Raw genomic sequence first — 22,163 nt, 5'->3', positions numbered from 1 at the left:
CCTCAGTCGCCGGCTCCTCCGGCGGCCGGGGGCACGACCTGAGGCCCCGCCCCCAGGAGCATGCGCTGCAGTTCCCGCGCCGCGCGCGGCGGTTCGACGTCGCTGCGGTGCGCGAGTGCGATCGTACGGCGAAGTCCCGGTGAGGCCAGCGGAGTCGTGCGCAGATCCTGACCGGCCCGTACGGCGACCATGCGCGGCACCACGGCGATTCCGAGGCCCGCCCGCACGAAGCCGAGGACGGCGTCCATCTCGCCGCCCTCCACCGTGAACGACGGCTCGAAGCCCTCCGCGCGGCACGCGGCGACGGTCAGTTCCCGCAGGTCGTAGCCGTGCCGGAACATCACCAGGGGCTCGTTCTCCAGATCGGCCACGCGCACGGAGCCCTTGCGCCCGGGAGCGGGCCGCGACGCCGACGACACCACCACCAGGTCCTCGTGCAGCAGCTCCACGGTGGTCAGGGCGGGGGAGGCCGCGGGCAGCGGAAGCACCAGCAGCGCGAGGTCCAGCGCGCCCCGGGCGAGCTGCCGTACGAGGTCGTGGGAGCCGCCCTCCTCGATCAGGAGCTGGATGCCCGGGTGTGCGCCGTGGAAGGCGCGCAGCACGTCGGGCAGCAGGCCGGTGCAGACGCTCGGGGTGGCGCCGAGCCTGACCCTGCCCCGGCGCAGCTGCACCAGCTCCTGCACCTCGTGCCGTGCGGTGTCCGCGTCCGCCAGGATCCTGCGGGCCAGCGGCAGCAGTGCCTCGCCCGCGTCGGTGAGCGCGATGTTGCCGCGCGCCCGGCTGAAGAGCTCGGCCCCCAGCTCGTTCTCCAGGGCCTTGATCTGCTGGGAGAGGGAGGGCTGCGACACATGCACCTCCTCGGCGGCCCGGGTGAAGTGTCTGGCCTCGGCCACGGCCACGAAGTAGGCGAGCTGCTGGAAGTGCATGGAGTCCAGGATAGCGAAGTCCATAGCGGCTGCCTATGGAGATGAGTCGTTTCATGTCTTGGACTGATGGTGCCCCTCGCCTCTAGCGTCGTGTCCATGGCATTGGCAACGCGGACGGACCGACGGCCGTCCATGACGCGTACGCTCTGGGACTCGTCCGTCGGCAAGAAGACGATCATGGCTGTGAGCGGCCTGATCATGCTCGGTTATCTGGTGGTCCACATGCTGGGCAACCTGAAGATCTTCTTCGGATCAGACGAGTTCAACCACTACGCGCACTGGCTCAGGACCATCGGCGAGCCCTTCCTGCACTACGAGTGGGCGCTGTGGATCATCCGCGTGGTCCTCGTCGCGGCGGTCGTCCTGCACGCCGTCTCCGCGTACCAGCTGAGCCGCCGTGACCTCAGGGCGCGCCCGACGGCGTACGTCCACAAGAAGGCGCGCTCCAGCTACGCCACCCGCACCATGCGCTACGGCGGCATCATCCTCGCGCTGTTCATCGTCTGGCACATCCTGGACCTGACGACCGGCACCGTGCACACCGGCGGATTCCAGTCGGGCCACCCCTACCAGAACGTGCTGGACACCTTCTCGACCTGGTACGGCAACGTCATCTACATCGTCGCCGTGCTCGCCCTCGGCCTGCACGTCCAGCACGGTTTCTGGAGTGCGGCGCAGACCCTCGGCGTGGGCAGCGCGACCCGGGACCGCGTCCTGAAGGCCCTCGCCAATGTCCTCGCAGTGGTGCTGACGGCCGGCTTCGTCTCCGTGCCCGTCGCCGTGATGACCGGAGTGGTGAGCTGACATGAGCGACTACACGAACTACCGCACCGGCGAGCCCGTCGTCGACACCAAGGCCCCCGAGGGCCCCGTCGCCGACCGCTGGGACACCCGCCGCTTCCAGGCGAAGCTCGTCAACCCCGCCAACCGCCGCAAGCACACGGTCATCGTCGTGGGCACCGGCCTGGCCGGCGGATCGGCCGGTGCGACTCTCGCCGAACAGGGCTACCACGTCGTCCAGTTCTGCTTCCAGGACTCGCCGAGGCGCGCACACTCCGTCGCCGCCCAGGGCGGCATCAACGCGGCCAAGAACTACCGCAACGACGGCGACTCGGTCCACCGTCTCTTCTACGACACCGTCAAGGGCGGCGACTTCCGCGCTCGCGAGTCCAACGTCCACCGCCTGGCAGAGATCTCCGTGGAGATCATCGACCAGTGCGTCGCCCAGGGCGTCCCCTTCGCCCGCGAGTACGGAGGCCTCCTGGACAACCGCTCCTTCGGCGGCGTCCAGGTCTCCCGCACCTTCTACGCCCGCGGCCAGACGGGGCAGCAGCTCCTCCTCGGCGCCTACCAGGCCCTCTCCCGGCAGATCGCGGCGGGCAACGTCGAACTGCACGCGCGCACCGAGATGCTCGACCTGATCGTCGTCGACGGCAAGGCCCGCGGCATCGTGGCCCGTGACCTCGTCACCGGGAAGATCGACACGTACTTCGCCGACGCGGTCGTCCTGGCCAGCGGCGGCTACGGCAACGTCTTCTACCTGTCGACGAACGCCATGAACTCCAACGCCACCGCCATCTGGCGTGCGCACAGGCGTGGCGCGTACTTCGCCAACCCCTGCTTCACGCAGATCCACCCCACCTGCATCCCGCGCACCGGTGACCACCAGTCCAAGCTGACGCTGATGAGTGAGTCCCTGCGCAACGACGGACGCATCTGGGTCCCGAAGGCCAAGGGCGACGACCGCCCCGCGAACCAGATCCCCGAGGACGAGCGGGACTACTACCTGGAACGCATCTACCCCGCCTTCGGCAACCTCGTGCCGCGCGACATCGCCTCCCGCGCCGCGAAGAACGTCTGCGACGAGGGCCGCGGCGTCGGCCCCGGCGGCCAGGGCGTCTACCTCGACTTCGCCGAGGCCATCGGGCGCATGGGCAGGAAGAAGGTCGAGGAGAAGTACGGCAACCTCTTCGACATGTACGCCCGCATCACCGCGGAGAACCCGTACGAGACGCCGATGCGCATCTACCCCGCCGTGCACTACACGATGGGCGGCCTCTGGGTCGACTACGACCTCCAGACCACGATCCCCGGGCTCTTCGCCATCGGTGAGGCCAACTTCTCCGACCACGGGGCCAACCGGCTCGGCGCCTCCGCGCTGATGCAGGGCCTCGCCGACGGCTACTTCGTCCTGCCGTCGACCATCAACGACTACCTCGCCCGCAACCCGCACACCGAGGCGGTCGACGCCGGACACCCGGCGGTCACGGAAGCCGTCGCCGAGACCGAGGACCGGCTCAACCTGCTCCTCGCGGTCGACGGCGACCGCACACCCGACTCCTTCCACCGCGAGATCGGTGAACTCATGTGGGAGTTCTGCGGGATGGGCCGCACCGAGGAGGGGCTCCGCAAGGCCCTCGACCGCCTCCCGCAGATCCGCGAGGAGTTCTGGCGCCGCATCAAGGTGCCCGGTACCGGCGAGCAGTTCAACCAGTCGCTGGAGAAGGCCAACCGCGTCGTCGACTACCTGGAGCTCGCCGAGCTCATGTGCCTCGACGCCCTGCACCGGGCCGAGTCCTGCGGAGGCCACTTCCGCGAGGAGTCCCAGACCCCGGACGGCGAAGCCGCCCGCAGGGACGAGGAGTTCTCCTACGCCGCCGCCTGGGAGTTCAGCGCCACCGGCGACGCCCCCGTCCTGCACAAGGAAGACCTCGTCTTCGAGTACGTCCACCCCACTCAGCGGAGCTACGCATGAAGCTCACCCTGCGCGTCTGGCGCCAGCAGAACGCCGAGGCGCCCGGCGCCATGGCCACCTACGAAGTCGACGGCATCTCGCAGGACATGTCGTTCCTGGAGATGCTCGACACCCTCAACGAGGAACTCATCCTCAGCGGGGACGAGCCCGTCGCCTTCGACCACGACTGCCGCGAGGGCATCTGCGGCGCGTGCAGCCTCGTCATCAACGGCGACGCCCACGGCCCGGAGCGGACCACCACCTGTCAGCTCCACATGCGGTCCTTCGACGACGGCGACACGATCGACATCGAGCCGTGGCGCGCCTCTGCCTTCCCGGTCGTCAAGGACCTCGTCGTCGACCGCTCCTCCTTCGACCGGATCATCCAGTCCGGCGGCTACATCTCCGCGCCCACCGGCACGGCGCCCGACGCACACGCCACCCCGGTACCCAAGCCCGACGCGGACTCCGCCTTCGAGCACGCCGAGTGCATCGGCTGCGGCGCCTGTGTCGCCGCCTGCCCCAACGGCTCGGCGATGCTCTTCACCTCCGCCAAGATCAACCACCTCAACGTGCTCCCGCAGGGTGCGCCCGAGCGCGAGACCCGGGTCCTCGACATGGTGGCCACCATGGACGACGAGGGCTTCGGCGGCTGCACCCTCACCGGCGAATGCGCCACGGCCTGCCCCAAGGGCATCCCGCTGCCGTCGATCACCGCAATGAACAAGGAGTGGCTGCGCGCCACCCGCAAGGTGCGCCGCTGACCACCCTCCCTCCGGCGGGGAGTCAGTCCGACCGCAACGCCTTCGCCAGGTACGCGGCCGTACGGCTCCCCGCCGCGCGTGCGACCTCCCGCGGCGTTCCGGTGGCGACGATCCGCCCGCCCCGGTCACCGCCGCCGGGACCCAGGTCGATCACGTGGTCCGCGCCCGCCACCACCGTCATGTCGTGCTCCACGACCACCACGGTGCCGCCCGCGTCCACCAGGCCGTGCAACTGCCGCATCAGCACCTCCACATCGGCCGGATGCAGCCCCGTCGTCGGCTCGTCCAGCAGATACAGCGTGTGGCCGCGCCGGGCCCGCTGCAGCTCCGTGGCCAGCTTGATCCGCTGCGCCTCACCGCCCGAGAGCTCCGTCGCGGGCTGGCCCAGACGCAGATAGCCGAGCCCCACGTCCAGCAGGGCCCGCAGACTGCGCTCCGCCGCCGGCGTCCCGGCGAGGAACCCCGCAGCCGCCTCCACCGTCAGGTCCAGCACCTCGGCGATCGTGAGACCGCCCAGGGTGACCTCCAATGTCTCCGGGTTGTAGCGCGCGCCGTGACAGTCGGGGCAGGGGGCGTACGTACTGGGCAGGAAGAGCAGCTCGACCGAGACGAACCCCTCGCCCTGGCAGGTCTCGCACCGCCCGCCCGCCACATTGAACGAGAACCGGCCCGCCCTGTACCCCCGGGCCCTCGCCGTCTCCGTCCCCGCGAAGAGTTTCCGTACGACGTCGAACAGCCCCGTGTACGTGGCCAGGTTGGACCTGGGCGTACGGCCGATGGGCCGCTGGTCGACCTGTACGAGCCGGTCCACCGCCTCCAGCCCCCGCGCCGACGCGCAGCCCCGGGCCACCGGAGCCGCCGGTTCCTCCGTGCTCTGTGCGGCGCGCCGGTCGGCCAGCACGCCCGCCAGGACCTGGCCGACGAGCGTCGACTTGCCCGACCCCGACACACCGGTCACCGCCGTCAGCACCCCCAGCGGGAACGCGGCGTCCACACCCCGCACATTGTGCAGGTCCACCCCGCGAAGCCTGATCCACCCGGTCGGGGTGCGGGGTTCGCGTGCCGGTGCCGGGTCCTCGTCGAAGAGGAAGCGCCGGGTCGCGGAACCGGCCACACCAGCGAGCTCAGCGGGAGGGCCGCTGTGCAGCACCCGGCCCCCGTGCTCTCCCGCCAGCGGACCCACGTCCACCAGCCAGTCGGCCTGCCGCACCACGTCCATCTGGTGCTCCACCACGAACACCGAGTTCCCGGCGTCCTTGAGCCTGCCGAGCACACCGAGCAGCGACTCGGTGTCGGCGGGATGCAGTCCCGCCGACGGCTCGTCCAGCACATAGACGACACCGAAGAGCCCCGACCGCAGCTGGGTCGCCAGCCGCAGCCGCTGCAGCTCGCCCGAGGACAGGGTCGGCGCCGTCCGGTCGAGGCCGAGATAGCCGAGCCCCAGCTCCGTGACCGTCTCGATCCGGGCCAGCAGATCCGCCGTCAGCACCCGCGCGGTGTCGCTCCCGCCGCCCGCCTCCAGCAGCACCTCGGTCAGCGCCGTGAGGGGGAGCGCGACGAGGTCCGCGATCGTGCGGCCGGCGAAGGTGACCGCCATGGCCTCCGGGCGCAGCCGGCTGCCGGCGCACACCGGACACGGCGAACTGGTCAGGAAACGCTCGGCCTTGGCCCGCAGCGTGCGGCTCCTGGAGTCGGCGAAGGTGTGCATCACATAGCGCCGGGCGCTCATGTACGTGCCTTGGTAGGGGCGTTGGATGCGGCCCGCGTCCCGCACCGGATGGACCGTCACCACCGGCTGCTCGTCGGTGAAGAGGATCCAGTCCCGGTCGCCCTGAGCCAGCTCCCGCCACGGGCGCTCGATGTCGTACCCCAGGGCATCGAGCACATCGCGGAGGTTCTTGCCCTGCCAGGCACCCGGCCAGGCGGCGATCGCGCCCTCCCTGATCGACAACGAAGGGTCCGGTACGAGCAGTTCCTCCGACGTGCCGTGGACGCGGCCCAGGCCGTGGCACTCGGGGCAGGCCCCGGCCGCCGTGTTCGGCGAGAACGCGTCGGAGTCCAGCCGCTCTGCCCCCGGCGGATAGTCGCCGGCGCGCGAGAACAGCATGCGCAGCGAGTTGGACAGCGTGGTGACCGTACCGACCGAGGAGCGCGCTCCCGGCGCCGACCGGCGCTGTTCGAGGGAGACCGCGGGCGGCAGGCCGGTGATCTCACCGACATCGGGAGCCCCGACCTGGTGGATCAGCCGGCGGGCGTAGGGCGCCACCGACTCGAAGTAGCGCCGCTGGGCCTCCGCGTAGATCGTCCCGAAGGCCAGCGAGGACTTACCCGAGCCCGAGACTCCCGTGAAGACGGCGAGGGTGTCGCGCGGGATGTCGACGTCCACGTCACGGAGATTGTGCTCGCGCGCTCCGCGCACCCGGACGTACGGATCATGGGGGGTGGACATCGGTGGTACGGCTCCGTCGCGTCGGTGTACAGGGGTCTGCCGGTGATCCTCGCGCACCTGCGCGCACGAGTGGACCACCGGCAGGGCGGGACCGGCGGAGCTACACCATCGGGTCCATTCCGCGGTCGCGCATCGAGCTCTCCTGCTCGCTCTGCTCCCGCAGGCGGCGGGCCTTGTCCTGGAGCCGCTGACGCTGCTCCGGATCGGTGGCGCGCTCGGCCGCCTCGTTCAGTTCCTGCGCCTTGTCACGCAGCTGCCGGGCTCGGCCGCCGGACTCACCTGGAACACTCATGATCACTCCTGGATCTGTGGGGGAGCGGACAGGCTCAGCGAAGCAGCGCACCGGCCCGCATGCATCTCGAACGCGCCCAGGAGATCGCGGCGCGCACGGAGCGGCTGTGCAAGGTGTTCGGGCGCTGAGGGCGGGAGGACCGGCCGTTCCGGCGTGAGCGTGGGCGCGTTCTCCTAGGCTGGGCGCCGTGAGTGACGACACCCGGCCGCTGGCCGTATTCGATCTGGACGGGACGCTCGCCGACAGCGGCCACCGGCAGCACTTCCTCGAAGGCCGGCGGCGCGACTGGGCGGGGTTCTTCGCCGCGGCGCCCGACGACCCTCCGCTGGAGGAGGGGGTGGACCTGGCCCTCGCGAGCGCCGGGGAGTGCGAGGTCGTCTATCTGACCGGCAGGCCCGAACGATGCCGCAGGGACACCCTGGCCTGGCTGGAGAAGCAGGGTCTGCCGAAGGGCGCGGTCCACATGCGTCGCAACGACGACCGCCGTCCGGCCCGCCGTACCAAGCTGGAGATCCTGCGGCGGCTGAGCCGGACCCGTGAGGTGCGCGTGCTGGTCGATGACGACGAGCTGGTGTGCGACGAGGCCGAGCTGGCCGGTTTCACGGTCGTACGGGCCCGCTGGGCGGTCGCCTCGCCGTCGCTGAAGGACGCGCAGGAGCGCGAGGGCCGCACCTGACCCCTGCCGGCGCCCGTGCCGTCCCGTGACGGTGGCCGCGGGGCTCCTGATGACGGCCGTGCGTTCTCGTGAGGGAGGGGAAGGGCCTGGTCAGGCCTTCTCGTCGAGCCGGAAGCCGACCTTGAGCCCCACCTGGTAGTGGGCGACCCGGCCGTCCTCGATGTGGCCGCGGACCTCCGTCATCTCGAACCAGTCGAGATTGTGCAACGTTTCGGAGGCTCTGGCGACGCCGTTTCGGATCGCCGCGTCGAGGCCCTCCTCGGAGGTTCCTACGATCTCGGTGACCCGGTAGGTGTGATTGGACATCAAATGTCTCCTTTCGTCATTCCGCGGTGCCTCACTCCGGGGAGGAGCGCGAGGCATGCCGCCCGTGATGTGCGAGAGGGTCGGGCTTGACCTGCCCATTGGTCCATACCAAACTCCGACCCAACACGCCCGTGCGAGCGCCGCCCGCAGTCCCCCCACCCGGGTCCTGTCATGTCGTCGTGCCGTTTCGCAGAAGGTGGCCCCGTGAAGATCCGCATACTGGCTGGAGCCCTCGCGCTCGTTTCCTCCGTCGCGCTGAGCGGCTGTGGCGTCCTCCCCGGCGCGGGCGCCGACCGCAGCACCGTGACGGTGTGGCTGATGAAGGGCAGCGCCTCACAGAGCTTCCTGGACCGCTTCAAGGAGTCGTACGAGGCCGAGAACCCCTCGGTCGAACTGGAGTTCATCCTCCAGGAGTGGGGCGGTATCGGCCCCAAGGTGCTGAAGGCGCTGGAGGGCGACGACGCACCGGACATCATCGAGGTCGGCAACACCCAGGTCGCCCAGTACGCCGAGAGCGGCGAACTGCGCGACCTCACCCTGGAATCCATCCGCGACCTGGGCGGCGAGGACTGGCTGCCCGGACTCGCGCAGCCGGGCAAGGTCAACGGCGCGCAGTACGGAATTCCCTGGTACGCGGCCAACCGTGTCGTGATCTACAACAAGGACCTCTTCGCGCAGGCGGGCATCACCGAACTCCCCAGAACCCGCGAGGAGTGGGTGGAGATCAGCGAGCGGCTGAACACCGGGGGGCAGCAGGGCATCTATCTCGCCGGACAGAACTGGTACGTGCTTGCCGGGTTCATCTGGGACGAGGGCGGCGAACTGGCCGAGGAGGGCGGCGGTGAGTGGCAGGGCGCCCTGGACTCGCCCGCCGCACTGCGGGGCATGGACTTCTACAAGACGCTCCAGGCCAACGGCGACGGCCCCAAGGACGCCGACGAGCAGACACCCCCGGAGACCGACGTGTTCGCCGAGGGCGACGTCGCCCAGATCATCTCCGTCCCGGGCAGCGCCGCGCTCATCGAACAGCAGAACCCCGAACTCAAGGGGAAGCTCGGATACTTCCCGATCCCCGGCAAGAGCGCGGCGAAGCCCGGCTCGGTGTTCACCGGGGGATCGGACCTGATCGTGCCGGAGAGCGCCGACCAGCGGAGCGAGGGCATCGAGGTCGTCAAGGCGCTCGCCGGCGAGAAGTGGCAGACCGAGCTCGCCCGGGCCATGAGCTACGTGCCGAACAAGCCGGCTCTCGCGAGCGTGGTGGAGGGCCAGGAAGGGACCTCGGCCATGGCGCAGGGCGCCACCGAGGGCCGGGCCACCCCCAATTCGCCGTACTGGCCCGCCGTCGAGGCGGAGAACCCGATCAAGCCGTACATGACGGCGGTGCTGGAGGGCGGCGACCCGGCGGAGGAGGCCAGGAAGGCGTCGGAGCTCATCAGCTCGAAGCTGATCAGCGGCTGACCGGACGCCGGGGGCGGCCGGGACGGGAAGGCGTCCCGGCCAGAGGCGGCCGGACCGCGGCGGAGGGGCGCCCCGGTCACGGGTGGCGGGCGACGGGACCGGGGGCGGCCGGGGGCCGACCCGGGGGATTCAGCCGTCGCACATCCCCGCGCTTCGCGGCGGTCACGTCGATTCCAGCCGGTCACGGAAGAAGTAGGGGGCCGGGCCTTCGCGCTCCGCGAACGGCCCGGCAGCCGCCCCAGCTGATCCGTCTCCGGAGACTGCCATGACCGTGCTGCCCCTCGCCACTCCCACCCCCGTCGGCGTACCCGCTCCCCGCCGGCCCGCTCTGCCCGCCCCCTCGGGCTACCGTGTCTCCCTGGCCGCCGACGAGGACGACGTACGGGCCGCCCAGCGCCTGCGCCACCTGGTGTTCGCCGGAGAGCTCGGCGCCCGGCTGGAAACCACCGAACCCGGCCTGGACAGCGACGCCTTCGACGCCCACTGCGACCACCTGCTGGTGCGCGAGGAGGCCACCGGCGAGGTCGTCGCCACCTACCGGCTGCTGCCGCCCGCGGGCGCACGGGCGGCCGGCGGGCTCTACGCCGAGGGCGAGTTCGACCTCGGCCGGCTGCATCCGATCCGCGACGACCTCGTCGAGGTCGGCAGGTCCTGCGTCCACCCCGCCCACCGCGACGGCGCCGTCATCGCCCTGATCTGGGCCGGACTGGCCCGCTACATGGAGCGCACGGGCCACAACTGGCTCGCCGGCTGCTGCTCCGTGCCCCTGGCCGACGGGGGCGCCCTGGCCGCCAGGACCTGGGACACCGTACGGACCCACAACCTCGCCCCCGAGGAGTACTGGGTGGCCCCTCACCGCCTCTGGGACACCACGGGCCACCCCGGTGGCGGAGCCGGGGGCCGGGCGGGACTGCCGCCGCTGCTGCGCGGCTATCTGCGCCTCGGGGCCTGGGTGTGCGGAGCGCCCGCCCACGACCCGGACTTCGGCGTCGCCGACCTCTACGTCCTGCTGTCGATGCGGCGCACCGACCCGCGCTACCTGCGCCACTTCCTCTCCCTGGCACCGCTGCGATGAGCGCCTGGCTGCCCGTCGCCCCCTGCACCCCGCGCGACTGCGCCGCGCACGAGGGCGCCAGGCGCGCACCGCTGACCGCCGCCGCCCTGCTGCTCGCCGGGTGCGCGATCACCCTGCTCGGGGTGGCGTGCGTGCCCGGGGTGCGGCTCCTCGCGCCCTCGCTCCGCGACCGGCTGGTACGGGGATGGGCGTACGCGGTGGTGCGGGCCTTCGGCGTACGCGTACGTGTCACCGGGTGCCGGATGGAGCCCGGCCGGCCGGCCACGGGTGAGCTCGTGGTCGCCAACCACGTCTCCTGGCTGGACATCCCGCTCGTGGCGGCCGTGCTCCCGGCCCGGATGGTCGCCAAGAGCGAGATACGGCACTGGCCGGTGGTCGGGCGGTTCGCGGCGCTCGGCGGAACGCTCTTCATCGAGCGGGACCGGCTGCGCGCCCTGCCGGGCGCGGTCCACGGCCTCGCCGGGGCGCTGGCCGCCGGATCGCGGGTGGCGGTCTTCCCGCAGGGGAGCACCTGGTGCGGCCGTGACGGCGGCGGCAGCTTCCGGCCGGCCGCCTTCCAGGCCGCGGTCGACGCGGGCGCCACCGTGCGGCCGCTCCGCATCGCCTACCGGACGGCGGAGAGGGACCCGGCGGGGGCCGCCGCCTTCGTGGGCGACGACCCGCTCGCCGCGTCGCTGTGGCGGGTGGTGACCGCCGCCGGGCTCACCGCCGAGATCCGCGTCCTGCCGTCGATCCCCGCGGGCGGTGAGCCCGACCGGCGTGCTCTGGCGCTGGCCGCTCAGTCGGCCGTCGCCAGCGAGAGCGCGAACCGGCCCGCCGCGTCGGTCCACCACTGATCCAGCCGCAGTCCCGCGGTGGCCAGTTCCTGCCGCACCTTCTCCTCGCGGAACTTCGCCGAGACCTCCGTGCGCAGCTCCTCGCCCTCCTCGAACTGCACCACGAGATCCAGCTCCCGGATCTTGACCGTCAGCGCCCGGCGGGCGCGCAGCCGCATCTCGATCCACTCGTTGTCCGGGTCCCAGAGGGCCACATGGTCGAATTCACCGGCCGGGAAGTCCGCCCCCAGCTCACGGTTCACCACCGTCAGCACGTTCTTGTTGAACGCGGCCGTCACCCCTGCCGCGTCGTCGTACGCGGTGACGAGTGTCGCCTCGTCCTTCACGAGGTCGGTGCCGAGCAGCAGCCCGTCCCCGGGCGCGAGCCGTGCCCGTACGGACTTCAGGAACGCGGCACGCTCGTCCGGGAGCAGATTGCCCAGCGTTCCGCCCAGGAACACCACCAGACGCGGGCCGGGGCTGTCGGGCAGCTCCAGCACATGGGTGAAGTCCGCGACGAGCGCGTGCACGGAGAGCCCATCGCGCTCGGCCAGCAGCGCCTCGGACGCCCCCTTGAGCGCGCTCTCACTCACATCGACCGGGACATAGGTGTGCAGCTCCGGCAGCGCGTCCAGCAGATGCCTGGTCTTCTCCGAGGAGCCCGAACCCAGCTCGATCAGCGTCTTCGCCCCCGACGCCGCCGCGATCTCACCGGCGCGGGCGATCAGGATCTCCCGCTCCGCACGCGTCGGGTAGTACTCGTCCAGCCGGGTGATCTCCTCGAAGAGGTCGCTGCCGTGCGCGTCGTAGAACCACTTGGGCGGCAGCGTCTTCGGCTGCGCGGTCAGACCGCTCAGCACGTCGGCGCGCAGCGCCGCGTCCGTCGCGTCCGCAGGCAGGGTGCGGGTCAGCAGAAAGGGACTCACGCGGTGGGCTCCTTGAGCGGGGTCAGCAGAAGATCGGTGCGTGTCGCGGCCAGCAGGGTGCGGTCCGGGACCTCGCGCCAGTACGGATCGTCGTCGTACGGCTCCGAGGCCACCACCGTGCGGTGACCCGGTTCGTGGAGGTACCAGAGGGAGTCGCCCCAGGTGGTCGCCACGACGGCGGAACCGTCGGTGAGCAGCAGATTGAGGCGGGAACCGGGGGCGGCGGCGCCGACGTCGACGACCGTGTCGGCGACCGCCTGCGCTATCTCGTCGCCCTGCGCCATCCGGTGGAGCACCAGCGCCCAGATCAGCGCCGAGTCGCTCCGCGCCGCCAGGGTCAGCATCCGCTCGGGCGGCAGGGTCCCGGCCAGCGGCGCCAGGGAGCCGGGCCAGCCACGCACCGCGCCGTTGTGGCTGAAGAGCACGGTGCCGTCGGCGAAGGGCGCGGCGGCGGCCTCACCGTCCGCGCCCGCGAAGGTCGCGTCCCGTACGGCGGCGAGCAGCGCGGTGGTGCGCACCACGCGGGCCAGATCGGCGAAGGTCTCGTCGCCCCAGACGGGCCCGCCGCGCCGGTAGCGGCCCGGCACGGGGTCACCCTCGGCGTACCACCCGACGCCGAACCCGTCGGCGTTCACCGTGCCGTGCCGCTGACGCCGGGGTTCCCAGGACTGGCGTACGAGTCCGTGGGCGGGGGTGACGAGCACCTCGCCCAGGGCCACCGGCGGACCCAGGTATGCGATATGACGGCACATCAGGCATCCCTCGCCGTACGGAATCCGGAGAAGATCTGGCGCCGCACCGGAAGGTCCCAGTTGCGGAACGTGCCGCGGCAGGCCACCGGATCGACGCCGAAGGAGCCGCCGCGCAGCACCTTGTGCTCCGGGCCGAAGAACACCTCCGAGTACTCGCGGTACGGGAACGCGACGAAACCGGGATAGGGCAGGAAGTCGCTCGAGGTCCACTCCCACACGTCGCCCATCAGCTGGCCCGCGCCCGAGGGGGCACGGCCCGCCGGGTACGCGCCGGCGGCGGCGGGCCGCAGATGGCGCTGGCCCAGATTGGCGTGCTCGGGCGCCGGGTCCTCGTCGCCCCAGGGGTAGCGGCGGGAACGCCCCGACGCCGGGTCGTGGCGGGCGGCCTTCTCCCACTCGGCCTCGGTCGGCAGACGCCTGCCCGCCCAGCGGGCGTACGCGTCCGCCTCGTACCAGCTGACGTGCAGCACCGGCTCGTCCGCCCGCACCGGCTCCGTCACCCCGAAACGCCGCCGCAGCCACTGGCCCGCGTCGCGGTGCCAGAACAGCGGTGCCACGAGGTCGTGTTCGCGGACCATCGCCCAGCCCTCGGGCGCCCACCAGCGCTCGTCGGTGTATCCGCCGTCCTCGATGAAGCGCGCGTAGGCACCGCAGGTGACCGGGGCGGTGTCGATGTGGAACGGGGCCACCTCGCGCCGGTGCGCGGGCCGTTCGTTGTCCAGGGCCCAGGGCTCGGTGGAGGTCCCCATGGTGAAGGGGCCGCCGGGAACCAGGACGTCGGCGGGCAGCGGGAGGGCGTCCGAGGGCTCCGGGGGCTCCGGAGCGCCGAGCACGGCGGGACCGGACCGCAGCTGATGGGTAATCAGCATGGTCTCGTCGTGCTGCTGTTCGTGCTGGGCGACCATGCCGAAGGCGAAGCCCGCCCGCTCCAGCGGCCGGCCGGAGCCGTGCAGCGGGGCGCCTCCGAGGACGTCGAGTGCCCGGCCGCGTACGTCGGACGCGTAGGCCCGCGCCTCGGCGGGGGCCAGCAGGGGCAGGGAGGGCCGGCTCGCCCGGGAGTGCTCGAAGGCGTCGTACAGCCCGTCGATCTCGGGACGCAGCGCGTCGTGGCCGCCGACGGCGCGGAGCAGCCACAGCTCCTCCTGGTTGCCGATGTGCGCCAGGTCCCAGACCAGGGGTGACATCAGAGGTGAGTGCTGTGCGGTCAGGTCGTGGTCGTCGACGCTGTCGGTGAGCAGAGCGGTCCGCTCGCGGGCGGCGAGGAGTGCGGCCAGGGCGCGCTCGCGCAGCGCCTCGGGATCGTGTTCCTCAGTGGTGTGCGGAGCAGGAGTGTCGGTCATCGGACCAGGCCCTTTCCGTGCAGCGGCGCCGTGTCCGGGTCGAACGGATCGTCGGCCGGACATCGGCCCCGGGCCACATAGCGGTCATGGAAGGCGGCGACCGTGCCGAGGACGTGGTCGCTCGCCCCGATCCTGGGCAGCGCCTCCAGCGCGGCCCTGAAGCAGGCCGCCGCGGCGGTCGCAAGCTCCGGATCGCTCAGCCCGTCCCGGGCGGCGGTGGCCCAGAGCGGGTTACGGGGCGCGGGCGCCGGGCCCGCGGTCTCCGCCAGCGGTTTGACGGCGCGGTACACGGTCTCCGCCGCCTCCGGGTCGTCGAACAGTGCGGTGGTGACGGCGAGCGGGACCAGCCAGCCGTCGGTACCCGACTGGGCGTCGATCATGCGCAGCTCCAGGTGCCCGCGCGGGCGCACCGGCGGGAACAGCGTCGTGACGTGATAGTCGAGATCGGCCCGCACCGGCGGCCTGGGACCGCCGCCGCGGATCCAGTCCCGGAACGACAGACCCACCGGTACCGCCCAGGGCGCGTCGCCGTTCCGTACACACATCACCGAGGTGTCGAGGACATGGGCGGCCCAGGCGTCGCGGGGCGAGAGACGGCTCTGCGGCGCCAGCGACCTGGCAGGATCCAGATCCGCCCACAGCGCCTGCCGGGTCGACTTCCAGCCGGTGCGCCGGCCCTGCCGGTACGGCGAATTGGCGAACGCGGCGACCAGCACCGCGCCCAGCAGATGCCCGAGCTGCCAGCGTCGCCCGTAGCCCAGCGGCCCCGGCTCCTCCTCACCGGCGTCCAGGCAGACCTGGACCGACGCTGAGGTGCACATCATCGCCCGCCCGGCGGAACCCGAGCGGTCGAGCGCGGCCTCCATGGCGTCGTAGCGGGGCTCCTGGAGCAGACGGCGGGGAACCTGCCACGGATCGACCCCGAGCCCGGCCAGGGTGAGCCCCGCCCGGCCGAGGGTCTCGCGTACGGAGACGAGATCGGCGGCCGTGGCGTCGACACAGGCCATCAGGGAGCCCGCGGGCTGGGAGCTGAGCTCCAGCTGGCCTCCGGGCTCGAAGGTCAGGGCAGCGTCCAGCGGGGTCGCGCGCACGGCTTCGGCCGCGGCGCGGAGACGTTCGTGCGAGACAGCGGTCTCGGGGTGTTCACGATCGTGAATGAGCCATTCGAGCTCCACACCGACCGTCCGGGGCGGTCCCGTCTTGAAACATATGCCGCGCAGTAGATCCTCCGCCTCTTCCTCACCGAGTGGTGCCGCCTCGAGGGGCGGGCCGTGCCGGCCGAGAGCGTCCGGGGGCATGCTGGGCCTCCTTTTCGGGTGCTTCCCTACCACCCAAACCCGTACCTGGATTTCGCACAAGGGTGCCCCTGAGCCACGGAAAACCGGTTGCGTCCATGCCGCCGGGGTGCCCAGCATGCCCCGTATGAACCACACGGGGGCACGACCATGAGCGCACGGCTGAGAGGGATCGCGAGAGAGACCGAGGACATCGTGCGGGCCGGGAAGTACCGCACCCCGGCCGGACGCGAGGTCACGATCGGGCGAGCCGTCGCCGCGGCGCTCTCCGGCACCCGACTCCACGGGCCCGAGCCCGTACCCGTCGCCGCCCTGGACACCGGCCGCAGCCCGGTGATCGAAGTGACGGACGAAACGAGCCTGGGCGCCGCACGGCGGATGACCGGCGCGTCCGAGGCCAGGGTCGCCGTGCTGAACTACGCCTCCGCCCGCAACCCCGGCGGCGGTTACCTGAACGGCGCGCAGGCCCAGGAGGAGTCGCTCTGCCGCGGCTCGGCCCTGCACGCCACGCTGCTGCGCGCCCCCGAGTTCTACGCGCACCACCGCGCCGAACGCAGCGTTTTTTACACGGACATGGTCATCCACTCACCCGGTGTGCCGGTCTTCCGCGACGACCGGGGGAGGCTGCTGGACACCCCGTACACCGTCGGGTTCCTCACCTCGCCCGCGCCCAACGCCGGGGTGATCCGCAGCCGCGAGCCCGGCCTGGCCCACCGCATCCCGGCCGCACTGGCCGACCGGGCCGAACGGGTGCTCGAAGTCGCCGCCGTCCATGGCTACCGCCGGCTGGTACTGGGCGCGTGGGGCTGCGGCGTCTTCATGAACGACCCGGCCCAGGTGGCGGGCGCGTTCCGTGCCCTGCTCACCGACGGCGGGCGCTTCGCAGGCCACTTCGAGCAGATCGTCTTCGGCATCCCGGACCGCGACCCCGAATCGGCCACCCGGGCGGCCTTCACCAGCGCGTTCGCCGGTCAGCTCCAGTCGTAGCGCTCCCGCAGACGCCCCACGACCAGGTCGAACCTGTCCCGGTCCAGCGCACAGGCCTCGCGCCGCATCCCGTCCTCGCTGACCCGCAGCACCCGGTCCAGATCCACCCAGGACGGGCGTCCTGAGCTGTCCCACGGTCCGGCACCCAGGGCGACCCACTCGTGGTCCCTGTCGTGCTGCTTGCTGGACAGCTGTACGGCGAGGAGCGTCCCCTCCTGCTCCCGCGCAACGACGAGAACCGGCCGGTCCTTGCCGCGCCCGTCGTTCTCCTCGAAGGGCACCCAGGTCCACACGATCTCCCCGGGGTCGGGATCGCCGTCGCGGTCCGGGGCGTACGAGGTGCGGACGCGGCCCACCTCGCGGGGGTCGGCCTGGGCGGTCGCGGCGGGGCCGCTGCGGCCGGGGAAGTCGGTCGTGCCGTCACTGCTGTGGTTCATCCGCTGGAACGTCATCGCAACACCGTAGAACCTGTACGGCCCAGTCCATGGAGCGGGTCGGGTGAACGACCCTCAGGCTCTACCTCATGGTCACCCCCTTCGCCGGTCCCCGGCTCACCCGTGCCCTCATGGTCACGGCCCTCCTCGCGGCAGCCGTGCTGCCCACGGCTTCTGGCGCGGCGTCAGCACCGCGGCCGGACGCTCCGCCCTCGACCTCGGCCACAGCTCCAGGTCCGCCGGCAGGCCCTCGTACGGTGTCGGCGTGGCTGCCCTACTGGGACCAGGAGGGCGCCTATCAGGACGCCTTGAGTCACGCCGGGCAGCTGCACACCGTCAGCCCCTTCTGGTACCAGGCCGTCTCGGCCGGCCGGATCGACGGACACCCCGGCGCGGGCGAGCGCCGCGTCATCGACGGGCTCCACCGGGCCGGGGTGAAGGTCGTCCCCACGGTCATGGAGACGATGGAGCCCGGCGCCCTCGCGGCGATCCTCACCAGCCCGGCCCGCCGCACGGAACACGCCGACGCGCTGATGCGCACGGTCGCGAGCCGTGCCTACGACGGCCTCGACCTGGACTACGAATCCATCGCCACCACCGGCGACGCGACGTACGCAGCCGTGCGGGACGGATTCACCGCACTGGCCACCGACGTCTGCCACCGTCTGGACCTCCTCGGCAAGCAGTGCGTCGTCACGGTCTTCCCGAAGACCGCCACCACCGGACGGGTCTGGGACTACGCGGCACTCGGGCGTGTCGTGGACCGGCTCCGCATCATGGGCTACAACCTTCACCACGCGGCCGGTGACCCCGGACCTCTCGCCGACACCCGCTGGTACGACGACATCCTGACCCGCGCCACCGCGCTCGTCCCGGCCGCCAAGCTGGAGATGGGCCTCCCGGCGTACGGCTGGAACTGGCCCGCCGACAGCGCGAGCAAGGCACCCACCCAGCACGTCACCTGGAAGGAGGCCGAAGCGCTGCGTGTCCAGGAGGACGCCGCCTACCGCTTCGACGAGGTCTCGGGCACCCCGCACTTCACCTACGACGACGGCACGGAGTCCCGCGAGGTCTGGTACCAGGACGCACGCGGCGTGGCCACCCACCTGCCGCTGCTGCGCGGGCACGGAGTGGCCGGCACGGTGCTCTGGGCGCTCGGCTTCGAGGACCCGGGGATCTGGCCGGTGCTCGCCGGGGACTGACACCCGTCCGCCGGGGCCCGTCCCGTGACGGGCCCGACAACCCCCCCGGGCCGCCGACGGGGCGAGCTGGTCTGGAAGACTGCCGGACGCCATGAGCCAGTTACCCGAGCAGCCCGCAGGCGTCTCCGTTCCGACCAGCGCCGATGTGGCGCGGCTCGCCGGAGTCTCACGGGCCACCGTGTCCTACGTACTGAACAACAACACCACTGTTCGCATCAGCGAACCCACCCGCCTCCGGGTCAAGGAGGCCGCGGCGGACCTCGGCTACGTCCCGCACGCGGCGGCCCGGAGCCTGCGCGCCGGGCACACCAGAATGGTGCTGCTGCCCGCCGCGCACGCGCCCGGAGGGCCCCTGCACCAGCGCTTCTTCACCGGCCTGGAGTCGGACCTGCGCCGTCTCGACTACACCGTCGTGCAGTACGGGAGCGTCGGCCTCGACGCCGACGAGGCCGCGAGGGCATGGGCCGAGCTCCGCCCCGTCGCCGTGGTGTCACCCAGCGGCATCGCCCTCACCCCGCACGGGATCGGCGTGCTCACCCGCTCCGGCGCCAAGGCGGTGATCACCCTCGGCCCGCAGCCCGTCGAAGGGGCGCACGCCCTGGTCATGGACCAGGGGGAGGTCGGGGGCTGTGCCGTGCGGCATCTGCTCTCCCGCGGGCGGCGCGCCATCGGCGTGGTCATGCCCGGGGAACCCGGCCTCGCCCTGTTCGCCGAACCACGCCTGGCCGGCGCGGTCCGCGCGGCCGAGGACGCGGAGGTGGACGCCCGTGTCCAGCCACTGCCGCTGCACTACGACGAGGCGTCGGCCCAGGACCTCGCCTCCCGCTGGCACACGCTCGGCCTGGACGCGGTGTTCGCCTACGACGACGCGTACGCCATGCTCCTGATGAGAGCGCTCCAGGACGCCGGGATCCGCATCCCGTCGGAGGCAGCCGTGATCGGCGCCGACGACCTGATGCTCGGCAGGCTCCTGCGGCCCCGGCTCAGCAGCGTCAGGACGGAACTGGCGACCGAGCAGCCACTGGCCGAGATGATCGACCGGCTGGTGCAGAACCCCGGCGGCGCGCCGGAACGCCACTACCTGCTCCGGGCCCTCGCGGTGCGGCGCGAATCCACCTGACCGGGCGGTCCCGGCGCCCGCGCCCGCCGCCACGACATGCGCCACCGGCGGCGGATGTCTAGCGTCGTCGGCATGAGCCATCCGCAGAGCTACGAGATCCTGGTGTTCCCGGAACCCGAGGAGACCGCGACCGGCGTCCCCGAGCCCAGTACCGCGATCCGCTCCGCGGTCGTGGCGGCCACCGGGCAGACCGGGACCTCGGGCTACCCGCGTTACGCGGGAGACGGCCTGGTGGCGGACATCGACCCGGCCTCGCACACGGTGGAAGCCCTGCTGGTGGACGGGCACGAACTGGACTACGGCCTCACGGTCAGGATCGCCGAGCGGATCGGCGGTACGGAGGAACCGGTACGGCACGACGAGAGCCCTGGAGAGCCGCAGGCGGTGGACCAGGCCACGGGCGGGCCGGAGGCGGACCAGGGCGGGGCAGAGGAGGACACGCGCGACGCGTCGGACGCGGTTGAAGCCCCTGACGCGCCGGGCGCGGTGGAGAAGGGGAGCGGCGGGCTGCCCGCCGCCGGCTGAGCCCGCACACCCTGAGGGCCGGGACAGGCGATCCGGTTCCCGTCCGCGCACGAGGAAGGCCCGGCCGTTCCGGCCGGGCCTCGTCACGTGTGCCGCACGCGCGAAGGGACTACTGCTGCTCCTGCTGTGCTTGCTGAGCCTGCTTCTGCTCCTCGACCGACTTGCGGACCTCATCCATGTCGAGGTTCCGCGCCTGCCCGATGACACCCTCGAGCGCCGCCTCGGGCAGCGCGCCGGGCTGCGAGAAGACCGCCACGTTGTCACGGACGATCATCAGCGTCGGGATCGAACGGATCTCGAAGGCCGCCGCCAGCTCCTGCTGCGCCTCCGTGTCGACCTTGGCGAAGACCAGGTCGGGGTGGCGCTCGGACGCCGAGTCGTAGACCGGGGCGAACTGCCGGCACGGACCACACCAGGAAGCCCAGAAGTCGATCAGAAGGAATTCGTTGTCGCTCACGACCTGATCGAAGTTTTCCTTGGTGAGCTCTACGGTGCTCATACTCTGTTACCTCTTCCTGGGACCGTTCGAACCTGTCCGGCACAACGGTGACGACTCTTGCGGTATTCCGCCTGCCCGTGTGGCCGCGGCGCACACCCATGACCACACTGTTCCCATGACAGATGCTGAGGGTGCACAGACCAACGAATACGACGTGGTGGTCATCGGGGCGGGACCGGTGGGCGAGAACGTCGCGGACCGCGCCAGGGCCGCCGGGCTGAGCACCGCCGTGATCGAGTCCGAACTCATCGGCGGCGAGTGCTCGTACTGGGCGTGCATGCCCAGCAAGGCGCTGCTGCGCCCGGTGGTGGCGCGCGCCGACGCACGCCGTGTGCCGGGGCTGAGCGGCGCGGTGCAGGGCCCGCTCGACGCGGATGCCGTCCTCGCCCACCGCGACGAGCAGACCTCCCACTGGAAGGACGACGGTCAGGTCGCCTGGCTGGAGAGCGTCGGCGCGGACATCTACCGCGGCAAGGGACGGCTGACCGGAGTACGGCAGGTGTCGGTGACGGCCGCCGACGGGTCGGAGCGGCACCTCACCGCACGGCACGCCGTCGCGGTCTGCACCGGCAGCCGCGCCGTGGTCCCCGCACTGCCCGGCGTCGCGGAGGCCCGCCCCTGGAGCAGCCGCGAGGCGACCAGCGCCAAGGAGGTACCCGGCCGGCTCGTCGTCGTCGGCGGGGGAGTGGTCGGCGTGGAGATGGCCACCGTGTGGCAGGGGCTCGGCGCCCAGGTGACGATGCTGATCCGCGGCAAGCGGCTGCTCCCCAAGATGGAGCCCTTCGCGGGCGAACTGGTCGCCGACGCCCTGACCGAGGCCGGCGCGAAGATCCTGACCGGAGTGTCGGCCAGAAGCGTGCACAGGGCGGGGCACGACGGCCCGGTCACAGTCGAGTTGGACAACGGGGAACGGCTGGAGACCGACGAGATCCTCTTCGCCACCGGCCGCGCCCCGCGCACCGACGACCTCGGCCTCGACACCGTGGGACTCAAGCCCGGCTCCTGGCTCACCGTCGACGACAGCTGCCGGGTGGAGGGAAGCGACTGGCTGTACGCGGTCGGAGACGTCAACCACCGCGCGCTCCTGACCCACCAGGGCAAGTACCAGGCACGCATCGCGGGAGCGGCGATCGCCGCCCGCGCGCAGGGGACGCCACTGCTGGAGACGGACCGCTGGGGCGCCCACGCGGCCACCGCCGACCACGCGGCCGTCCCCCAGGTCGTGTTCACCGACCCGGAGGCGGCGTCGGTCGGCCTCACCCTCGCGGAGGCGGAGGCGGCGGGCCACCGCGTACGCGCCGTCGACTACGACCTGGCCTCCGTCGCCGGATCCGGCCTCTACGCGCAGGGGTACACGGGGCGCGCAAGGATGGTCGTCGACCTGGACCGCGAGATCCTGCTCGGCGTCACCTTTGTGGGCCCCGGTATCGGTGAACTGCTGCACTCCGCGACGGTCGCCGTCGCCGGCGAGGTACCGATCGACCGCCTCTGGCACGCGGTGCCGGCCTACCCGACGATCAGCGAGGTCTGGCTGCGGCTGCTGGAGACGTACAGGGGGTGAGGGCGAGCAGGTCCGTGCGAGGAGAGT

At 71.9% G+C, this 22,163-nt stretch carries 22 protein-coding genes; 12 read left to right on the top strand and 10 right to left on the bottom strand.

The window, feature by feature from the left end; all coding sequences use genetic code 11:
• Positions 1–2 precede the first annotated feature (2 nt).
• Complete coding sequence (locus AMK10_RS32880) at positions 3–926, bottom strand: LysR family transcriptional regulator (protein ID WP_073752959.1); 924 nt, start codon at positions 924–926, stop codon at positions 3–5.
• 96 nt (positions 927–1,022) lie between these two features.
• On the opposite strand from AMK10_RS32880, the gene AMK10_RS32875 reads away from it, so the two are divergent.
• From AMK10_RS32875 to AMK10_RS32865, 3 genes are read left to right on the top strand one after another with little or no spacing between them, the layout of a single operon-like run.
• Positions 1,023–1,730: a succinate dehydrogenase gene (locus tag AMK10_RS32875; RefSeq protein WP_073752693.1), complete on the top strand. Its 708-nt coding sequence runs from the start codon at positions 1,023–1,025 to the stop codon at positions 1,728–1,730.
• Position 1,731: 1 nt separating this feature from the next.
• Entirely contained in the window at positions 1,732–3,681 is a 1,950-nt protein-coding gene (locus tag AMK10_RS32870) for a fumarate reductase/succinate dehydrogenase flavoprotein subunit (protein WP_073752692.1), read from the top strand.
• Positions 3,678–4,424 (top strand): succinate dehydrogenase/fumarate reductase iron-sulfur subunit, encoded by a 747-nt coding sequence (locus AMK10_RS32865; protein WP_073752691.1) that lies wholly within the window; start codon positions 3,678–3,680, stop codon positions 4,422–4,424. Before AMK10_RS32870 ends, AMK10_RS32865 begins: the two co-directional genes overlap by 4 nt.
• Positions 4,425–4,446: 22 nt before the next feature.
• Here AMK10_RS32865 and AMK10_RS32860 read toward each other — a convergent pair whose 3' ends face one another.
• On the bottom strand, positions 4,447–6,873 hold the full coding sequence (locus tag AMK10_RS32860; RefSeq protein ID WP_073752690.1) for an excinuclease ABC subunit UvrA: 2,427 nt from the start codon (positions 6,871–6,873) through the stop codon (positions 4,447–4,449).
• Between the two features lie 100 nt (positions 6,874–6,973).
• Positions 6,974–7,165 carry a DUF6381 family protein gene (locus AMK10_RS32855; RefSeq protein ID WP_073752689.1) on the bottom strand — a complete coding sequence of 64 codons (192 nt, stop codon included), beginning with the start codon at positions 7,163–7,165 and terminating at the stop codon, positions 6,974–6,976.
• Between the two features lie 187 nt (positions 7,166–7,352).
• On the opposite strand from AMK10_RS32855, the gene AMK10_RS32850 reads away from it, so the two are divergent.
• The gene (locus AMK10_RS32850) at positions 7,353–7,841 is read left to right on the top strand and encodes a phosphatase domain-containing protein (protein ID WP_073752688.1); all 489 of its coding nucleotides are present in this window, start codon (positions 7,353–7,355) and stop codon (positions 7,839–7,841) included.
• A 90-nt stretch (positions 7,842–7,931) separates the two neighbouring features.
• On the opposite strand, the gene AMK10_RS32845 is transcribed toward AMK10_RS32850, so the two are convergent.
• A complete protein-coding gene (locus AMK10_RS32845) occupies positions 7,932–8,147 on the bottom strand; it encodes a dodecin (protein WP_073752687.1) in 216 nt (71 codons plus the stop codon).
• Between the two features lie 204 nt (positions 8,148–8,351).
• Here AMK10_RS32845 and AMK10_RS32840 point away from each other — a divergent pair, with 204 nt between their 5' ends.
• The 3 genes from AMK10_RS32840 (at position 8,352) to AMK10_RS32830 (ending at position 11,516) form a co-directional block, all read left to right on the top strand.
• The gene (locus tag AMK10_RS32840; protein WP_073752686.1) at positions 8,352–9,605 is read left to right on the top strand and encodes an extracellular solute-binding protein; all 1,254 of its coding nucleotides are present in this window, start codon (positions 8,352–8,354) and stop codon (positions 9,603–9,605) included.
• Between the two features lie 265 nt (positions 9,606–9,870).
• A complete protein-coding gene (locus AMK10_RS32835) occupies positions 9,871–10,680 on the top strand; it encodes a GNAT family N-acetyltransferase (protein ID WP_073752685.1) in 810 nt (269 codons plus the stop codon).
• A complete protein-coding gene (locus AMK10_RS32830; protein ID WP_073752684.1) occupies positions 10,677–11,516 on the top strand; it encodes a lysophospholipid acyltransferase family protein in 840 nt (279 codons plus the stop codon). Before AMK10_RS32835 ends, AMK10_RS32830 begins: the two co-directional genes overlap by 4 nt.
• Here the strand turns inward: AMK10_RS32830 and egtD are convergent.
• Genes egtD through egtA form a run of 4 tightly spaced genes read right to left on the bottom strand, consistent with a single transcriptional unit; the run spans position 11,459 to position 15,811 of the window.
• A complete protein-coding gene (egtD, locus tag AMK10_RS32825) occupies positions 11,459–12,421 on the bottom strand; it encodes an L-histidine N(alpha)-methyltransferase (protein WP_073752683.1) in 963 nt (320 codons plus the stop codon). The two genes, AMK10_RS32830 and egtD, sit on opposite strands and share 58 nt — an antisense overlap.
• A complete protein-coding gene (gene egtC, locus AMK10_RS32820) occupies positions 12,418–13,173 on the bottom strand; it encodes an ergothioneine biosynthesis protein EgtC (protein ID WP_073752682.1) in 756 nt (251 codons plus the stop codon). Before egtC ends, egtD begins: the two co-directional genes overlap by 4 nt.
• Positions 13,173–14,513 carry an ergothioneine biosynthesis protein EgtB gene (egtB, locus tag AMK10_RS32815; RefSeq protein WP_073752681.1) on the bottom strand — a complete coding sequence of 447 codons (1,341 nt, stop codon included), beginning with the start codon at positions 14,511–14,513 and terminating at the stop codon, positions 13,173–13,175. Before egtB ends, egtC begins: the two co-directional genes overlap by 1 nt.
• Positions 14,510–15,811, bottom strand: coding sequence for an ergothioneine biosynthesis glutamate--cysteine ligase EgtA (gene egtA, locus AMK10_RS32810; RefSeq protein ID WP_073752680.1), 1,302 nt, complete (start codon positions 15,809–15,811; stop codon positions 14,510–14,512). The genes egtB and egtA overlap by 4 nt, the downstream gene beginning before the upstream one ends.
• A gap of 147 nt (positions 15,812–15,958) precedes the next feature.
• Here egtA and AMK10_RS32805 point away from each other — a divergent pair, with 147 nt between their 5' ends.
• Positions 15,959–16,795 carry a TIGR02452 family protein gene (locus AMK10_RS32805; RefSeq protein ID WP_073752679.1) on the top strand — a complete coding sequence of 279 codons (837 nt, stop codon included), beginning with the start codon at positions 15,959–15,961 and terminating at the stop codon, positions 16,793–16,795.
• Here AMK10_RS32805 and AMK10_RS32800 read toward each other — a convergent pair.
• Positions 16,780–17,247 (bottom strand): type II toxin-antitoxin system PemK/MazF family toxin, encoded by a 468-nt coding sequence (locus AMK10_RS32800; RefSeq protein WP_073752678.1) that lies wholly within the window; start codon positions 17,245–17,247, stop codon positions 16,780–16,782. The genes AMK10_RS32805 and AMK10_RS32800 overlap by 16 nt on opposite strands.
• A gap of 71 nt (positions 17,248–17,318) precedes the next feature.
• On the opposite strand from AMK10_RS32800, the gene AMK10_RS32795 reads away from it, so the two are divergent.
• From AMK10_RS32795 to AMK10_RS38810, 3 genes are all read left to right on the top strand, one after another.
• A complete protein-coding gene (locus tag AMK10_RS32795) occupies positions 17,319–18,431 on the top strand; it encodes a glycosyl hydrolase family 18 protein (protein ID WP_073752677.1) in 1,113 nt (370 codons plus the stop codon).
• Positions 18,432–18,522: 91 nt separating this feature from the next.
• Entirely contained in the window at positions 18,523–19,551 is a 1,029-nt protein-coding gene (locus tag AMK10_RS32790; RefSeq protein WP_073752676.1) for a LacI family DNA-binding transcriptional regulator, read from the top strand.
• A gap of 72 nt (positions 19,552–19,623) precedes the next feature.
• Positions 19,624–20,076: a hypothetical protein gene (locus AMK10_RS38810; protein WP_382563760.1), complete on the top strand. Its 453-nt coding sequence runs from the start codon at positions 19,624–19,626 to the stop codon at positions 20,074–20,076.
• 109 nt (positions 20,077–20,185) lie between these two features.
• Here AMK10_RS38810 and trxA read toward each other — a convergent pair whose 3' ends face one another.
• Positions 20,186–20,575: a thioredoxin gene (gene trxA / locus AMK10_RS32780; RefSeq protein ID WP_073752675.1), complete on the bottom strand. Its 390-nt coding sequence runs from the start codon at positions 20,573–20,575 to the stop codon at positions 20,186–20,188.
• 115 nt (positions 20,576–20,690) lie between these two features.
• Between trxA and AMK10_RS32775 the strand changes: the two genes are divergently transcribed.
• Positions 20,691–22,136, top strand: a complete 1,446-nt coding sequence (locus tag AMK10_RS32775; protein ID WP_073752674.1) for a dihydrolipoyl dehydrogenase family protein — start codon at positions 20,691–20,693, stop codon at positions 22,134–22,136.
• The last annotated feature ends 27 nt before the right edge of the window (positions 22,137–22,163 follow it).

The sequence above is a fragment of the Streptomyces sp. CB02058 genome, assembly GCF_001905505.1.
GTDB lineage: Bacteria > Actinomycetota > Actinomycetes > Streptomycetales > Streptomycetaceae > Streptomyces.
This window is presented reverse-complemented; position numbering and strand designations above follow the sequence as displayed.

What these genes read in the sequence shown, in the direction of transcription:
- egtB (WP_073752681.1), bottom strand. Translation starts at nt 14,513, where the DNA reads ATGACCGACACTCCTGCTCCGCACACCACTGAGGAACACGATCCCGAG.
- AMK10_RS32860 (WP_073752690.1), bottom strand. Translation starts at nt 6,873, where the DNA reads ATGTCCACCCCCCATGATCCGTACGTCCGGGTGCGCGGAGCGCGCGAG.
- AMK10_RS32800 (WP_073752678.1), bottom strand. Translation starts at nt 17,247, where the DNA reads ATGACGTTCCAGCGGATGAACCACAGCAGTGACGGCACGACCGACTTC.
- AMK10_RS32870 (WP_073752692.1), top strand. Translation starts at nt 1,732, where the DNA reads ATGAGCGACTACACGAACTACCGCACCGGCGAGCCCGTCGTCGACACC.
- AMK10_RS32775 (WP_073752674.1), top strand. Translation starts at nt 20,691, where the DNA reads ATGACAGATGCTGAGGGTGCACAGACCAACGAATACGACGTGGTGGTC.
- AMK10_RS32790 (WP_073752676.1), top strand. Translation starts at nt 18,523, where the DNA reads ATGAGCCAGTTACCCGAGCAGCCCGCAGGCGTCTCCGTTCCGACCAGC.
- AMK10_RS32835 (WP_073752685.1), top strand. Translation starts at nt 9,871, where the DNA reads ATGACCGTGCTGCCCCTCGCCACTCCCACCCCCGTCGGCGTACCCGCT.
- AMK10_RS32865 (WP_073752691.1), top strand. Translation starts at nt 3,678, where the DNA reads ATGAAGCTCACCCTGCGCGTCTGGCGCCAGCAGAACGCCGAGGCGCCC.
- AMK10_RS32830 (WP_073752684.1), top strand. Translation starts at nt 10,677, where the DNA reads ATGAGCGCCTGGCTGCCCGTCGCCCCCTGCACCCCGCGCGACTGCGCC.
- egtA (WP_073752680.1), bottom strand. Translation starts at nt 15,811, where the DNA reads ATGCCCCCGGACGCTCTCGGCCGGCACGGCCCGCCCCTCGAGGCGGCA.
- AMK10_RS32855 (WP_073752689.1), bottom strand. Translation starts at nt 7,165, where the DNA reads ATGAGTGTTCCAGGTGAGTCCGGCGGCCGAGCCCGGCAGCTGCGTGAC.
- AMK10_RS38810 (WP_382563760.1), top strand. Translation starts at nt 19,624, where the DNA reads ATGAGCCATCCGCAGAGCTACGAGATCCTGGTGTTCCCGGAACCCGAG.
- AMK10_RS32845 (WP_073752687.1), bottom strand. Translation starts at nt 8,147, where the DNA reads ATGTCCAATCACACCTACCGGGTCACCGAGATCGTAGGAACCTCCGAG.
- trxA (WP_073752675.1), bottom strand. Translation starts at nt 20,575, where the DNA reads ATGAGCACCGTAGAGCTCACCAAGGAAAACTTCGATCAGGTCGTGAGC.
- egtC (WP_073752682.1), bottom strand. Translation starts at nt 13,173, where the DNA reads ATGTGCCGTCATATCGCATACCTGGGTCCGCCGGTGGCCCTGGGCGAG.
- AMK10_RS32875 (WP_073752693.1), top strand. Translation starts at nt 1,023, where the DNA reads ATGGCATTGGCAACGCGGACGGACCGACGGCCGTCCATGACGCGTACG.
- AMK10_RS32795 (WP_073752677.1), top strand. Translation starts at nt 17,319, where the DNA reads ATGGTCACCCCCTTCGCCGGTCCCCGGCTCACCCGTGCCCTCATGGTC.
- AMK10_RS32880 (WP_073752959.1), bottom strand. Translation starts at nt 926, where the DNA reads ATGCACTTCCAGCAGCTCGCCTACTTCGTGGCCGTGGCCGAGGCCAGA.
- AMK10_RS32805 (WP_073752679.1), top strand. Translation starts at nt 15,959, where the DNA reads ATGAGCGCACGGCTGAGAGGGATCGCGAGAGAGACCGAGGACATCGTG.